Origin of the sequence: Luteolibacter sp. AS25, assembly GCF_046736275.1 — a bacterium.
GTDB lineage: Bacteria > Verrucomicrobiota > Verrucomicrobiia > Verrucomicrobiales > Akkermansiaceae > Luteolibacter.
Window position 1 is genome coordinate 522,037 of record NZ_CP151837.1, and the last position, 13,882, is coordinate 535,918.

The following is a 13,882-nucleotide window of genomic DNA, read 5'->3' on the forward strand; positions in this document are numbered from 1 at the left end:
AGCCCTTTTCCTAAACCGAGCTATTATTTTCTCATGAGCCAGGACCGCAGATCCATGCTTTCCGGGGCGTTGCTTTACGGAATAGTAGACTACGGTTATGTGTCTCCAGAGAAAATGGGCTCAGTCTGTAGGGAGCTTATCGACGGAGGTGCGGATGTGATTCAGCTCCGGGCGAAGGGGATTGATAAGGATTCCGTGAAGGAAAAGGCCAAGGAGCTGCTTCCCATCTGCCGTAGCGCCGGGATCCCTTTTATCCTCAACGACTACCCGGAAATGGCCGTTGAGATTGATGCCGATGGTGTGCACGTAGGCCAGGATGATGGTGAGATTTCTGAAGTCAGAAAGATTGTCGGAGAGAAAATGCTGATCGGGCGCTCAACCCACAGTCTTCCTCAGGCGATCAAAGCGCTGTCGGATGACGTGGATTACATCGGATACGGCCCGTTGTTTCCAACACCCACTAAAGCGGGGCGGCCGGCCATAGGTCTGGATGAAGTCGCGGAGATGGAGGCGCTTGTAGGGAATTCCCTGCCGGCATTCTGTATCGGTGGGATTAAGCAGGAAAACCTTCAGGAGGTCATTTTCGCCGGAGCGCGGCGGTGCGTGATTGTTTCCTCGCTTCTTACAGCCGAGAATATTTCTGCCGCGACAAATGCCGCAAAACAATCATTGTCTCCGGCATGATCGCGCTCAAACAAAACCAGCTCTGGAAAAAGGACGATAAATACTACCGCATTGTAGTCTGGGAGCGTCTTGGTATCCGCTACAAGGAGATGGATACGCCTGACGCGGAAGAGGGGGAAATACATGACCTTACGAAGAAAGATTTCTGCCGCCTGATCAAAGGTGCGGAGTTAATTGAAGCTCCCTGAATCCAAAGGGATTTACAGACGGGCAGCACCTTCCTCGATCAGTGCTATCAAGCTTTGAAGCTCCATTGATTGTGGCGCTTTAGCTAGCACGAGAAGTAATTCCGAGTGAATAGTCGGAGAGGTGAGACTTACAAGTGCGCAGCCGGAGTGGGGTAATTTTCCCGCATGTTCTGGCATGATACCGACTCCTCCGCCGGTGCCAATCTCCGCAAGCATCATGGGAAGTGAATCCATTTCCGCAGTGATTTTTGGTATGAAGCCGGCCTTGGCGCAGCACTCCATGAGAAATTCCCTGCGTTTCGGGAAAAATGTATTCGATAGGGAAACGTAATTTTCCTCCTTCAATTCAGCGAGTTTCAGGGATTTTCTATGCGCAAGCCGATGTGACGCTGGGAGCACCGCCACGAATTTATGACGGGACAGGGTCCTAACGTCGAAGATCTCCCTTTCCCGTTCCTCCAGATTTGCCAGTATCCCGAGATCCAGCTCGTTGAGCCTCAGTCTGTCCAGCTGTGCCCGGGGCGGGAGGTCGAAGATACTTACCTTGGAATTCGTGTGGCGTTGCTGAAATTCCCTGACGGCCGGAGCGATCAGATCGTCAAGGAATGGCGAAAGCGAACCAAGACGGAGGGGGCGTCTCTTGCCTCCGAATCGCTCGCGTACTTGCTGGGTCGATATTTCGGAGTCGCACAGCAGCTGCCTTGCTTTCAAAAGGAAAAACTTCCCGGCATCGGTGAGATGAATCCGCTTTTTGATCCGATCAAATAGCGGAACTCCTAATTCTTCCTCCAGTAATTTCACCTGCCTGCTGAGTGCCGGCTGTGAAACGTGTTCTCTTTCCGCAGCGCGGGACATGCTGAGCTCCTCCGCTGCGGCTACGAAATACCTGAGCTGATGAAATTCCATGGCTTAGCTTGGCATGGGTTTTAGGTAGAACAAGTTCATAACCTGAGCGTATGAAGTTGGTAATCAGGTGGTATTGGCCGGATTTCCGGGATCGTGTGATTCTGTCCGCGTTATGAAAACAACCACACCGAACATTACCGTGCGTAGATCTGCTGATCGTGGCCATGCCCGCCACGGCTGGCTCGAAAGTTACCATACATTCAGCTTTGCCGATTATTATGATCCCGCGCAAATGGGCTTCCGAAGTCTCCGCGTCATCAATCAGGACTGGATTGCGGCCGGGGCTGGTTTCCCGACTCACCCGCACCGGGATATGGAAATTTTCAGCTACGTGGTGGAGGGAACCATCGCCCACAAGGATAGCATGGGAAATGGCCGGGAGCTAAAACCTGGGCAGATCCAAATGATGAGCGCCGGATCCGGAGTGACCCATTCCGAGGCCAATCCATCAAAGACAGATCCACTCCATCTGCTGCAAATCTGGATCATGCCGGAGGAGAAGGGACTTGTGCCGTCTTATAGCGAATGGCACCCAACCGTGGGATCAGAAAGCTCACCCAAAGTGTTGGTGATATCCCCTGAAGGTCGCGAGGGCTCCGCAACGATCCGTCAGGATGCGGATGTTTACCGGCTGCGGCTGAAATCGGGAAATACGATATCCCATGAACTCAAGGAAGGTCGCGGACTTTGGCTACAGCTGGTCAGCGGCAGTCTCGGCATTGGCGAAGTGAACCTGGAGGACGGTGATGCAGCCAGCACCGAAGAACCCGGAAACTTTACGTTTACTGCAAAAACAGATGTCGAAGCATTGCTCTTCGATCTCGCCTGAATCCTATCCTGAAACCACCTGAACCAAACACTCATATGAAATACGTATCGCATATCGCCGCAGGGCTTCTAGGACTTCTGTTCCTGATCTTCGGACTGAATTTTTTCCTCAATTTCATCCCCATGCCGCCGGGACCGCCGGAGGGATCTCCTCCCGCGCTTTTCATGGCGGCCCTGTATCCCACCGGGTATCTGGCTTTTGTGAAGCTGTTCGAAATCGCCGGCGGATTATTGGTGGCAGTTCCCAGAACCCGCTCCATCGGGCTGCTGCTACTCGGCCCGGTCATCATCAATATTCTGGCGTTTCACGTCTTTTTGACAAAAGGCGGCGGGCTACTTGATCCACCGGTGATCCTCATTACCGTCCTCTCCTTATTTACCCTATGGACCGAGAGAAATCGATTCCTCGGTCTCATCAAATGAAAATTCAAACTCCTGAAATTATGAAAGATTTATTCACTCCGCTCGAGATCGGGCCCTACACCTTACCCAACCGAATTTTCATGGCGCCGCTTACCAGAGCGCGTGCAGTTGAAGATCATACTGCCAACGAATTGATGGCTGAATACTACAGCCAAAGAGCTGGCGCTGGACTCATCATTGCAGAGGCAACGATGGCGATCGAAGGCAATTCCGCTTTCTGGATGGAGCCTGGTATTTACTCCGAGGGACAGGTAGATGGCTGGAAGCTGACCACAGACGCGGTGCATTCGGCTGGTGGGAAAATATTCCTTCAAGTGTGGCATGGTGGCCGTGCATGCCACCCGCTTCTCAACGATGGTGCACAACCTGTGGCGCCAAGCCCTTTGAGAATCGAGGGAGACGAGGTCCATACGCCGGAAGGAAAGAAGCCGTATGTGCTACCCCGCGAACTCAGTGATGAGGAAATCCCGGGTATTGTCGCCGGATTCAAAAAGGCAGCGGAAAACGCGAAGGCTGCAGGTTTCGATGGAATCGAGATCCACGGTGCAAACGGATATCTTATCGACGAATTTCTGCGGGATGGGGCGAACAAGCGGTCCGGTGCCTATGGCGGAAGTATTGAGAACCGCTGTCGCTTCCTTATGGAGGTGCTGGCAGCGGTGACTGAAGTCTTCGATTCCAGCCAAGTAGGTGTGCGGATTTCTCCGCTCAATAGTTTTAACTCGATGATCGATAGTGATCCCATCGCTCTGATAACCTATTTGAGTAAAAAGCTCAGCCCGCTGAATCTGGCCTACCTCCACGTCATGCGTGGAGATTTTGCACAAAAGCAGGAGGGTGATGTGCTGACTCCGATCCGTGAGAACTATCCGGGCATAATTGTCGCAAACATGGGCTACGCAAAAGAGGAGGCGGATAAACAAATCGCTTCAGGGCTGGTCGATGCCGTTGCGTTCGGTGTTCCGTTTTTGGCGAACCCTGACCTACCTGCGAGGTTTAACGCCGGTGCGGACCTGAACGAGCCTGATCAGAGCACATTCTACACCCAGGGTGCGGAAGGTTATACAGACTATCCGTCCATGGATTGATCCTGTTTGGAGCGGGCGGGTTCGAGCCTATTTCAGCTTGTTCCCGCCCGACCATGTTTCGGATATTTTCGTTTCCCGAGGGGAATTCGTTGTTATTGGTCTCCTGTGTCTGAATCCACCGTTCTTGATAAAGCCCATTGCTGGCATCCGTTCACCCGCCAGGAGCAATGGTGCGCGCCTGATCACCAACCCTTGATGATTTCCCGCGCGGAGGGAGTTTGGATATACGATGAGAACGGGAACAAATATCTGGATGGAAACTCTTCCATCTGGACGAATATCCACGGCCACTGCCGGCCGGAAATATCCTCGGCCATCGCAAAGCAGGCGGCGGTTCTGGATCATTCCTCATATCTGGGCCTCGGGCATCCGTTGGCTTCCAGATTGTCCGCGAAACTAGTTTCTTTTTTCCCTGAAAAGACTCTGGAGCGGGTGTTTTTTTCCGACAATGGGTCTACGGCAGTCGAGGTCGCTCTGAAAATGTCGATGCAATCCCGGATGCAGAAGGGTGAAGGGGAGCGGGTTCGTTTTCTTGCCTTCGACAATGCCTACCATGGAGATACTCTGGGAGCGGCCTCGCTCGGTGGGGTGAATCGATTTTTTTCCAGGTTCCAGCAGCTGGGATTCGAGACGCAGTTTCTTTCCTCAATGGCTGATCTTGAAAATGTGGACACTTCGGACGTCACCGCTCTGGTGATCGAGCCCTTGATCCAGGGCGTAAATGAAATGCGGCCTTGGCCAAAGGGGATGCTCAAAGAGCTCCGCGAGTGGACAGCCGGGAAAGGCATTCATCTGATTCTGGATGAGGTGATGACTGGATTTGGCCGCACCGGGAAGATGTTCGCCTGTCAGGTGGAAGGTGTGATCCCTGATTTCCTCTGCGTGGCGAAGGGACTCACAGGCGGTACGGTGCCACTTGCTGCTACTTTGACCACAAACCAAGTGTATGAAGCTTTTCTCGGGCCTGCGGAAAATGCGTTCTATTATGGGCACAGCTACACGGCTAACCCGATCGGCTGCGCTGCCGCACTTGCTTCGCTGGATATTTTCGAAAAAGACGGGACGTTTGAAACTCTTCCCGGGAAAATTGCGATCATCGGTCAACTTCTTGCCGAATTGGAAGAGGGGCGGCAGTCGGTGTTGGAAATCCGGCAATGTGGGATGGTCGCTGGGATTCAGCTGCGGCAGGGGCTGGGAGAAGCTGTGATCCGGGAGATGAGATCCTTCGGTGTCATCACGCGGAATATCCTCGATACAATTGTATTTATGCCTCCGCTCTGCATTTCCAAGGAGGAAATAGGCTTCTACGTTCGCGCGCTGAGGGCTGCGCTCAGCAAGGTTGGGTAACTGGTATCAGGGGTTGCGAAGACGTGTCGGCGGCTGTTTGTTGCCATATGTCAGATACTCGCATCGAATCAGATTCCATGGGCGATCTTGCCGTGCCGTCCGCAGCTCTCTATGGCGCCTCCACCCAACGTGCGGTTGTCAATTTTCCGATTTCCGGGGAAGTGATGTCCCCGGCGTTGATCCACGCCTACGGGGTGATCAAGGAAGCGGCAGCCCGGGCAAACTCGAAGCTGGGAGAGCTTCCCGAGGATCTCGCGGAAATGATCGCAGTGGCTGCCGGTGAGGTGGCGGCCGGAAAGCATGACTCCCATTTCCCGGTGGATGTCTATCAGACCGGTTCCGGGACTTCGACCAACATGAACGCGAACGAGGTGATCGCCAATCTGTGCTCATTGGCAGCGGGAGAGGCTCTTGCTTCAAGGAAACCAGCGCACCCGAATGATCACATCAATCTCGGGCAATCTTCCAACGATACATTTCCGACCGCGATCCATGTGGCGGCGTGTCTTGAGCTCAGTGAAACTCTCCTTCCTGCGCTGGAAATTCTGAACGATTCCCTTTCAAGAAAGGCTGTCGAATTCCACGATGTTTTGAAAATCGGCCGCACGCATCTGATGGACGCCGTGCCGATGAGGTTGGGGCAGGAGTTTTCAGGCTATGCGAAGCAGGTGGAGCGCGCACGGGACCGCTGCCATAAGGCGATCAAGGCCCTGCTGGAGCTTCCGCTTGGTGGAACGGCAATTGGGACCGGTTTGAACCGGCATCCTGACTTTCCCAAGACAGCAATCGGCTTTATCGCGGAGAAAACGGGCTTGGAATTTCACGCGGCGGAAAATCCATTTGAGGCGCAAGCCGCGCGGGATGCGCTGGTGGAGGCACATGGGCAGCTCAATACGATCGCCTCTTCATTCCTGAAAATTGCCAATGATATCCGGTTGCTGGGATCTGGACCGCGTTGTTCCATTGGAGAGATCAGTCTGCCGGCAGTGCAGCCAGGTTCATCAATCATGCCGGGCAAGGTGAATCCGGTGCTGTGTGAATCGATGACTATGGTTGCCGCGAGAGTTTTCGGAAACCAGACTACGGTTACATTTTGCGGAGCGAACGGGCAGTTCGAGCTGAATACCTATATGCCATTGATGGGGCAGACAGTTCTGGAATCCATCCGGTTGCTGGCGAATTCCGCGAAGGCATTTGCAGAAAAGTGCGTCGATGGAATATCCGCGAACGAGGAACGTTGCGAAGAATTGATCGAACAGTCCCTCTCGATGGTCACCTCGTTGGTTCCTGTGATCGGGTATGATCGCGCGGCAGCGATTGCGAAGGAATCGATCAAGGGTGGAAAGACCGTAAGAATTCTCTGCGAAGAAAAACTGGAAGAGCTGGGTATTACGCGGGATCAGCTGGCCGAGGCGCTTGATCCCACCAATATGGCTGGTGATTTTGGTGTCGGAGAAAACCAGGGATCCTAAATTTCTGCCGAAAGCGGGAGGAAAGGCTCCATGATGAGGAAGCCCTCTCCATCGACCGAGCATTTTTCCGGTAACTCGAGATCGCCCGGGAGCGCTCTATTGTTTTCTAAATGCCAGCCCGGAAGGATTTTCCCGAAAGAGTTTGGCTTGTGCCCGGCTTGGAACTCACTTTTTTCATTCGGTTTCGGCGGGTGTGGCATGGACATCGAGATTACCTGCCCACCAACGGCCAAACACGGCAGGTGGACGATGTTCTCGTTCTCGATCGGTGAGGTAGCGGCCTTGCTGAAGTCAAAAAAGGTGATCTTCATATGACGCAGGTTGAAGGTGATGATCTGCTGCCACAGGGTTTCCATGCCCAACCAATGATCGCCGATCAATGGATCGAAACGGTCTACGAATCGCAGCCCGGTTTTCGTATTTTTGGCCCACACCGTAAGAGTATCGATAAGGGCGGGAGAAATTTCCCGGTTTAGGAGAATTAGCTCACCACCACGGGGAAGTGCTGCGATCTGGGTAAGCTGGTGGGCATTGATTTCACTGGAGGAACCACCTTTGTGGAAGCGGCGTGCAATTGCTTCTCCTGAAGTTTTCATCAGTGCCTGCTGGATTTCCCTGCAAGTAGGATTCTCGGTAGTTATCTCTTCTCCTACCGCGATTGATAGCCCGGAGGGGAAGCTGTGAGGTTTCTTTTTAAAGAATTTCCACCTCTCGAATGAGAAGATAGAGCCCCATGAACCATCCACCCAGACTGGGAAAATCGGAGCCTTTGCCTTGCGGGCGATGAGCTCGAAGCCGCGCTCCAGCTCGCAAAGCGCTCCGGTGCGGGTTAGCTGGCCTTCCGGGAAAAGCACTACGACGTCACCGTTTGCGAGGGCTTCGATGGTTTTACGAATTGCTTCCAGCGGTTGATCCCGGCGGATCGGGAGGGTTCCGAAAAGTTTCGCCGAGAATCGTATCAGCCTGCTGGACATGAAGGTTTCATCCATCACAAAGCGGACCGGGCGCTCGCTGACTGCGGAAATGAAGAACGAATCGGCAAAGGTCACGTGGTTCGGCAGCAGGAGCACCCCGCCGGTTTTCGGAATACGTTCCGTGCCGGAGAATTTCATGCGGTAAACCGTTTTCACAAACCCAAGACCAACGAGGCGGATAAAATCTGAAGGTAGCAACCGGAGAATATAGATCGAGATGAGACCACAGGTGGCAGCCATTACGAGGATCTGCATGCGGTAACCGGCTTCCCCTGTCATGCCGAGCTTGCCGGCGAGGAGGATCATCAACTCGATGCCGACCACCGAGAGAATTCCGGCGAAGCAATCCTGAAGATTGACGGCGGATTGCATTTCACCGCGTTTATTGGCGGGATAATTGTCCTGCATCCAGGCATTCAGCGGGGAGAGGAAGAGTGCGGAGAAAAATGCGAGTAGGCCCAGGCAGATGAGAAACAGCCAGCCACCCAGAGGAAGGAAGGCGAGGACCACCGAAAAGATCGTCATCATGATTCCGGCAAGAGGGACCCAGCCGAGCTCGATCCGTTTTCTAAGCAACCACGATGCAAAGCCAAAGCCAATCGCCATGCCCAATGACGCCGCGGCCATGAACATGGAAGAGAGCGTGCCGAATCCTTCACCGCCATCGGTAAGGAATTTCGCTACTTTCACGGACCACAAATTGAGAAATGCCGCAAATCCCCAGAAATATGCGACTCCGAACGAAGCCCTGCGGAGTCCCACGCCTTTCCATAATTCCTTGAGGTCCTTGAAATGGCTGGTGAGCAGTTTTTTGGTTAGCTTTTCGCCGCCCTGGGCCGGCACCTTCGGAATGGAAATAGCCATTAAAACCGCGGGGACGGAAAGGCAGGCGAGCAGTATTAGTGGAAAATAGGCCGCATTCCATGCGTTTTCCTCAACCGAACCCAGTGAGACATATCGTTTGTCATACCACCATCCAGCCACGATCTGACCGGCTAGAATCGCCAACATGGCCATCATCTGCTGCACTCCGGCTGCAAATCCGAGGTGCTTGGATCCGACCAGTTCCTTGTTGATGCCGATCTTCGCCGGGCTGAAAAAGGCGGACTGGACCGCGAGCAGGAAGAAGCCGATGAGCGCCAGCGGCATCTGTTTGACCGCCACTGCGAAGCAGATCAGCGAAAGTATGCAGACCTGTGCGATGGCGGCGCCGACGATCACATTTCTCTTCGAAAAACGATCGCTCATCCATCCGGCGAGCGGAGCGAAGAGCACGAAGGGGATCGCGATCATCAGCCCGGCGATTGATTCCACGGCGTAGCCCACCGCACCGCCGAGGGGGATGAGTATGAATTGCGCCGCCTTGTCATTGAAGGCGTTTTGCGTTTGCTGGACGATCATGCTCCAGTAGCCAATCCATTCGCGCTTGGTCGGCTCCGCGTTTTCTTCGTCCTTGTTCATCAGGGGATTAGATGGAAGGGCTCCAGCAGTTCAGATGCTGATCCATTTCCAAAGCTGGGTTTGCCTCGCTGGATTGACCTACTATGGACGCGGGTACTCCGGCGACTGTCGTGTGGCTGGGCACGTCGCTTAGCACTACGCTTCCGGCGCCGACCTTCGAATGTTTTCCTATTTCCACACGGCCGAGAATTTTCGCTCCGGCTCCGATAAGTACGCCGGAACGGATGATTGGATGCCGGTTCCCGGTTATTTTGCCAGTTCCGCCCAAGGTGACTTCGTGGAGTATGGAGACGTCGTCTTCGATAATCGCGGTTTCACCAACGACGAAGGACGTCGCGTGGTCCAGAAGGATACCGCAGCCGATCTGTGCGGCAGGATGAATGTCGGTGGCAAAGGTTTCATTGGAGATGCTCTGGAAATACAGGGCGAGCCATCGGCGGTCATCGGTCCACAACTGATGGCTGACGCGATATGTGCTCAGTGCCATGAAGCCTTTGAAAAACAGCAAGGGCTCCAGCGGTGAAAAGCAGGCGGGGTCCCGCTCGAACATTGCGAGAAGGTCGCGCGCCGCTGCATGAGAGATGTATTCATTGCCGGAAATGATTTCCGTGAACAGCGGCTCGATGATTCCGCGTGGCATATCCTCACGGGCCAACCTGCGGCCCAGCCTTACGGCCAGAGATTCTGAAAAGCTTGCGCGCGTGAGCACCACATCGTCTACCAGGGGGCGCAGGCTCGGCTCACTATCATGAAGCTTCTCGGCTTCACTTCTTAGCTTGGTCCAGAGGTTATCCAGATTCGCGGCTTCCCCCCCGCATAATTTTTCTCCACGATTTGGAGGTGCCGTTTGCTTTGTTTCACTCATGAAAATTTCCCAAAAATTAGAATATGCCTGCCGGGCGCTAGTGCAGCTCTCGAAGGGGTATGACGGGAAGACTCTTACCCGTCTTGATGACCTTGCGCAACGCGAAGCTGTCTCCTCAAACTTTTTGGTGCAAATCCTAAACGACCTTCGTCGCGCGGGGTTGATCGACTCCCGCAGGGGTGCCAGTGGTGGATATTTGCTCTCCAGGGAGCCGGATAAAATCAATATGCGGCAGATTGTTGATGCGGTGGAGCCTGCGCAGTTGATCAATACCGCAGTGGACCAGGGTGAATCGGGGAGCGGAGTGAAGCAAGTCTGGGAGGATATTTCAGTGAAACTGACGAAGGATCTGGAGAAAATCACCCTCGATTCATTCTCCGAAACCCAGACGATGCCTGACTTTTCCATCTAGGTTGCGCAGTTAAATCAAAAAGATGATACAAAACGGCTGTTTCTAGCCGTATGTATCGAAACTCATCGATGATCCGCTGGTTCGCAAAAAACGATATTGCTGCAAATTTCCTGCTCTTCGGGATTCTTGCGTGGGGATTCTGGTCAGCCACGGAAAAGGTGGCGCTGGAAGTGCAGCCGGGTTTTACCCGTGAGCTGGTGGAAATCGAGGTGGCATATCGGGGCGGTAGCCCGGCGGATGTTGAAAAAGGAGTGATCCTGCCGATCGAAGCTGCGCTGGAAGGGCTGTCCGGAGTGAAGGAAATCGAATCCAGGGCTGGAAGTGGTAGCGCACGGGTGGAGGTCGTGGCGGACTCGAATACCAATCTGGATGGGCTTCTGGAAGACGTGAAAACACGTGTGGAAAAGATCAGCAGCTTTCCACCGGAAATTGATCCGCCGAATATCATAATTCCGGATACAACGACCTGGTTCGACGTGATCAAGGTGGTCGTCCACGGTGATATGAGTGATGAGGATCTGCTCTCGGCCTCGCGCTCGGTGCGGGACGATCTGATTTCCATGCAGGGCATCTCCCAGGCAAATGTTCTAGGGGGCGCGCCACCGGAAATCGCGATTGAGGCGGATCCGCAGCGGCTGAGGGATTTCGGTCTGAGTTTCACCGATCTTTCCCAGGCGATCCAAAGATCTTCAATCGATCTTCCGGCAGGTAGGATCCAGACGGATGAGGGAGCGCTGACGATCCGCTCCAAGGGACAGGCTTACAACCGTTCGGACTTCGAAAACATCGTCATCAGCAATGACAATGGCTCCGAGGTCAAGGTGGGCACAGTGGCGAAGGTGATCGATGGGTTTGAGGAAGGGACGAAGATTTTGCGTTTCAACGGGCAGCCCTGCATGCTGGTGGAAGTGCTCCGCCTGGGTGATGAGAATGCGCTGGATATCGCCGCGAAGGTGAAGAAATACGTCGCCTCGGGAGCTGAGCGTTTCCCCGAGGGTGTTTCACTTTCAGTGTGGGATGATTCCTCCGAGGAGCTGGAAGGGCGCCTGGGGACATTGCTCACCTCGCTACTCCAGGGTGGTGTGCTTGTGATGATCGTTTTGGGTCTTTTCCTGCGGCCGATGCTGGCCTTCTGGGTGGTTATCGGGATCCCGGTGGCATTTGCCGGCGGCTTCATCATGATGCCTTACTTCGGGATTACCGCGAACGTGATGTCGATTTTCGGTTTCATCATCGTGATCGGCCTGGTGGTGGATGATGCGATTGTCACGGCGGAGAATGTCTATACGAAGCTGAAGGATGGAGTGGATCCGCTCGATGCTGCCACCGAGGGGACCCTTGAGGTCGCTACACCGGTGACTTTCGGTGTGATCACTACGATAGTTGCTTTCGTGCCGCTGATGTTTTTCGACGGATTCTACGGGACATTCACCCGGCAGATTCCGCCGGTGGTGGCTTCCGTGCTGATCTTTTCACTCATCGAGTCGAAGCTGGCTCTACCCTGCCACTTGAAGCACGTCCGCGTGCAGAGAAAGAATCTCAATTTTCTCGAACGATTTCAGAAGAAAATTGCCAATAGCCTCGAGATTTTCGTGGAGAAAATCTATGAGCCCTCGCTCAGAGGTGCCACCCATCACCGATATGTGGTGCTGGCAATTTTCCTGGCGATCGGGATGGCTTCGGTGGGGTATTTTGCATCAGGAAAAATGGGTTTCGTGAATATGCCATCGATCGACCGGAACCGCATCATGGCGATGATTCGCATGCCGGAGGATACTGCTGTGGAAATTACGGATAAGCGGACGCAGCAGGTGGCTGCGGCGATTGATCAGCTGAAAAAGGATTTCGTGGATCCGGGAACGGGAGATTCATTGATCACTGACTACGTCGAGACCTCCGGTGGCTGGGCTGGGAATAATCGCGTCGATTCACGGCAGGGGATCGTGGTGATAGGCGTGACGGATCCAGGATTTCGTAGTGAACCGGGGCCGAAAAACTCGGAGATTGCAGCGCGGTGGACGGAGTTGATCGGAGATATGCCAGATGTGAGCGGCTTCTTCATTTCCGGTGACCGCGGTGGGGGTATGGGCGGTGATAATGAGGTGGAGTCATTAAGGGTTGAGATCCGTGGGCCCGACAATGAGGACAAGGATCTGGTGGTGAAACAGGTCGAGGAACTCCTGGAATCCTACGATGGAATCGAGAGTGCCTACTCGAATTCCGGTGGAACAAACGATGAGCTGATCATTCGAATTCGTCCAGAGGGCGAGGTGCTGGGGCTTACGCAGCGTGAACTTTCCAGGCAGGTTAGAAGTGCATTTTTTGGAGAACAAGCGCAACGGGTGCAACGCGATCGTGATGATATCCGGGTGATGATCAGGATGCCTTTGGAGCAGCGCCAATCCCTGGCCACGCTCGACCAGCTTCGGATCCGGACTCCATCCGGTGGTGAAGCGCCCTTCGCAACGGTTGCCACGGCTACCTATGAGAAGGCGCGCTCACGTATCGAGCGCAAGGATGGCTCGCAGGTGATCGGGGTTTCCGCGCAACCTGTGGATGAGACGATCGATATTGTATCGATTTCCAAGGCTCTCGCGTCGGATCTTGATGGGATTCTAAACGAGCATCCGGAGCTTTCCTGGCGCTACAAGGGCTACGTGGCTGACCATGAGCAAACGAAGAAGCAATCGCTCTATGGGGGAATCGCACTTTTCGCCGCATTGTATGCTCTGCTGGCTATACCGTTTCGCTCGCTCTATCAGCCGATTTTTGTGATGCTGGCAGTTCCCTTTGGTGCGATTGGGGCGCTTTTCGGGCATATGATTATGGACATAGTTCCGTCATATCTTTCCATCTTCGGCATTCTGGCGCTTGCCGGCGTGGTGGTGAATGACTCGCTGGTGATGGTGGATTTCATCAATCAGAAAAAACGTGCGGGAGAGGATCTTATGGAGTCGGTAATCGCCTCGGGAACACGTCGTTTTCGCCCGATTTTCCTTACCTCGGTGACGACGTTCGCCGGGCTTCTGCCACTACTTTTTGATAATTCCCTGCAGGGGCAATTCCTGATCCCGATGGCGGTTTCGCTGGCGTTCGGGATTCTATTTGCGACGTTTATCACGCTTTACCTGATTCCGTGCGCTTATCTGGCAGCAGAGGAGATAAGAATGATACTCGGGAAAGGCTGGAACTGGTGGCGCTATCCGAGCGGCGTGCCTGTGAGGGAGGATTAGC

12 protein-coding genes are annotated in these 13,882 nt (G+C 54.0%); 9 read left to right on the forward strand and 3 right to left on the reverse strand.

Annotation, left to right across the window (positions count from 1 at the left end):
• Positions 1-33: 33 nt before the first annotated feature.
• Entirely contained in the window at positions 34-684 is a 651-nt protein-coding gene (thiE, locus tag AAGA79_RS02490) for a thiamine phosphate synthase (protein ID WP_411827199.1), read from the forward strand.
• On the forward strand, positions 681-872 hold the full coding sequence (locus tag AAGA79_RS02495) for a hypothetical protein (RefSeq protein ID WP_411827200.1): 192 nt from the start codon (positions 681-683) through the stop codon (positions 870-872). Before thiE ends, AAGA79_RS02495 begins: the two co-directional genes overlap by 4 nt.
• Before the next feature lie 12 nt (positions 873-884).
• Here AAGA79_RS02495 and AAGA79_RS02500 read toward each other — a convergent pair whose 3' ends face one another.
• Complete coding sequence (locus AAGA79_RS02500; RefSeq protein ID WP_411827201.1) at positions 885-1,778, reverse strand: LysR family transcriptional regulator; 894 nt, start codon at positions 1,776-1,778, stop codon at positions 885-887.
• Between the two features lie 112 nt (positions 1,779-1,890).
• On the opposite strand from AAGA79_RS02500, the gene AAGA79_RS02505 reads away from it, so the two are divergent.
• The 5 genes from AAGA79_RS02505 to AAGA79_RS02525 all read left to right on the forward strand — a co-directional run bounded on the left by AAGA79_RS02505 (position 1,891) and on the right by AAGA79_RS02525 (position 6,936).
• Positions 1,891-2,607, forward strand: coding sequence for a pirin family protein (locus AAGA79_RS02505; protein WP_411827202.1), 717 nt, complete (start codon positions 1,891-1,893; stop codon positions 2,605-2,607).
• A 35-nt stretch (positions 2,608-2,642) separates the two neighbouring features.
• Entirely contained in the window at positions 2,643-3,029 is a 387-nt protein-coding gene (locus AAGA79_RS02510; protein ID WP_411827203.1) for a hypothetical protein, read from the forward strand.
• Positions 3,030-3,049: 20 nt separating this feature from the next.
• Complete coding sequence (locus AAGA79_RS02515) at positions 3,050-4,117, forward strand: alkene reductase (protein ID WP_411827204.1); 1,068 nt, start codon at positions 3,050-3,052, stop codon at positions 4,115-4,117.
• Between the two features lie 105 nt (positions 4,118-4,222).
• Entirely contained in the window at positions 4,223-5,464 is a 1,242-nt protein-coding gene (gene bioA / locus AAGA79_RS02520; RefSeq protein ID WP_411827205.1) for an adenosylmethionine--8-amino-7-oxononanoate transaminase, read from the forward strand.
• Positions 5,465-5,511: 47 nt separating this feature from the next.
• Positions 5,512-6,936 carry a class II fumarate hydratase gene (locus AAGA79_RS02525; RefSeq protein WP_411827206.1) on the forward strand — a complete coding sequence of 475 codons (1,425 nt, stop codon included), beginning with the start codon at positions 5,512-5,514 and terminating at the stop codon, positions 6,934-6,936.
• On the opposite strand, the gene AAGA79_RS02530 is transcribed toward AAGA79_RS02525, so the two are convergent.
• Positions 6,933-9,371 (reverse strand): MFS transporter, encoded by a 2,439-nt coding sequence (locus AAGA79_RS02530; RefSeq protein WP_411827207.1) that lies wholly within the window; start codon positions 9,369-9,371, stop codon positions 6,933-6,935. The two genes, AAGA79_RS02525 and AAGA79_RS02530, sit on opposite strands and share 4 nt — an antisense overlap.
• A 7-nt stretch (positions 9,372-9,378) precedes the next feature.
• Positions 9,379-10,236: a serine O-acetyltransferase gene (cysE, locus tag AAGA79_RS02535; RefSeq protein ID WP_411827208.1), complete on the reverse strand. Its 858-nt coding sequence runs from the start codon at positions 10,234-10,236 to the stop codon at positions 9,379-9,381.
• On the opposite strand from cysE, the gene AAGA79_RS02540 reads away from it, so the two are divergent.
• Entirely contained in the window at positions 10,235-10,648 is a 414-nt protein-coding gene (locus AAGA79_RS02540; RefSeq protein WP_411827209.1) for an RrF2 family transcriptional regulator, read from the forward strand. The two genes, cysE and AAGA79_RS02540, sit on opposite strands and share 2 nt — an antisense overlap.
• A gap of 68 nt (positions 10,649-10,716) precedes the next feature.
• The gene (locus tag AAGA79_RS02545) at positions 10,717-13,881 is read left to right on the forward strand and encodes an efflux RND transporter permease subunit (protein ID WP_411827210.1); all 3,165 of its coding nucleotides are present in this window, start codon (positions 10,717-10,719) and stop codon (positions 13,879-13,881) included.
• Position 13,882: the final 1 nt, after the last annotated feature.

Bases quoted from the DNA above. Each gene is read 5' to 3' on its own strand.
- thiE (WP_411827199.1), top strand. From the start codon at position 34: ATGAGCCAGGACCGCAGATCCATGCTTTCCGGGGCGTTGCTTTACGGA.
- AAGA79_RS02495 (WP_411827200.1), top strand. From the start codon at position 681: ATGATCGCGCTCAAACAAAACCAGCTCTGGAAAAAGGACGATAAATAC.
- AAGA79_RS02500 (WP_411827201.1), bottom strand. From the start codon at position 1,778: ATGGAATTTCATCAGCTCAGGTATTTCGTAGCCGCAGCGGAGGAGCTC.
- AAGA79_RS02505 (WP_411827202.1), top strand. From the start codon at position 1,891: ATGAAAACAACCACACCGAACATTACCGTGCGTAGATCTGCTGATCGT.
- AAGA79_RS02510 (WP_411827203.1), top strand. From the start codon at position 2,643: ATGAAATACGTATCGCATATCGCCGCAGGGCTTCTAGGACTTCTGTTC.
- AAGA79_RS02515 (WP_411827204.1), top strand. From the start codon at position 3,050: ATGAAAGATTTATTCACTCCGCTCGAGATCGGGCCCTACACCTTACCC.
- AAGA79_RS02525 (WP_411827206.1), top strand. From the start codon at position 5,512: ATGTCAGATACTCGCATCGAATCAGATTCCATGGGCGATCTTGCCGTG.
- AAGA79_RS02530 (WP_411827207.1), bottom strand. From the start codon at position 9,371: ATGAACAAGGACGAAGAAAACGCGGAGCCGACCAAGCGCGAATGGATT.
- AAGA79_RS02540 (WP_411827209.1), top strand. From the start codon at position 10,235: ATGAAAATTTCCCAAAAATTAGAATATGCCTGCCGGGCGCTAGTGCAG.
- cysE (WP_411827208.1), bottom strand. From the start codon at position 10,236: ATGAGTGAAACAAAGCAAACGGCACCTCCAAATCGTGGAGAAAAATTA.
- AAGA79_RS02545 (WP_411827210.1), top strand. From the start codon at position 10,717: ATGATCCGCTGGTTCGCAAAAAACGATATTGCTGCAAATTTCCTGCTC.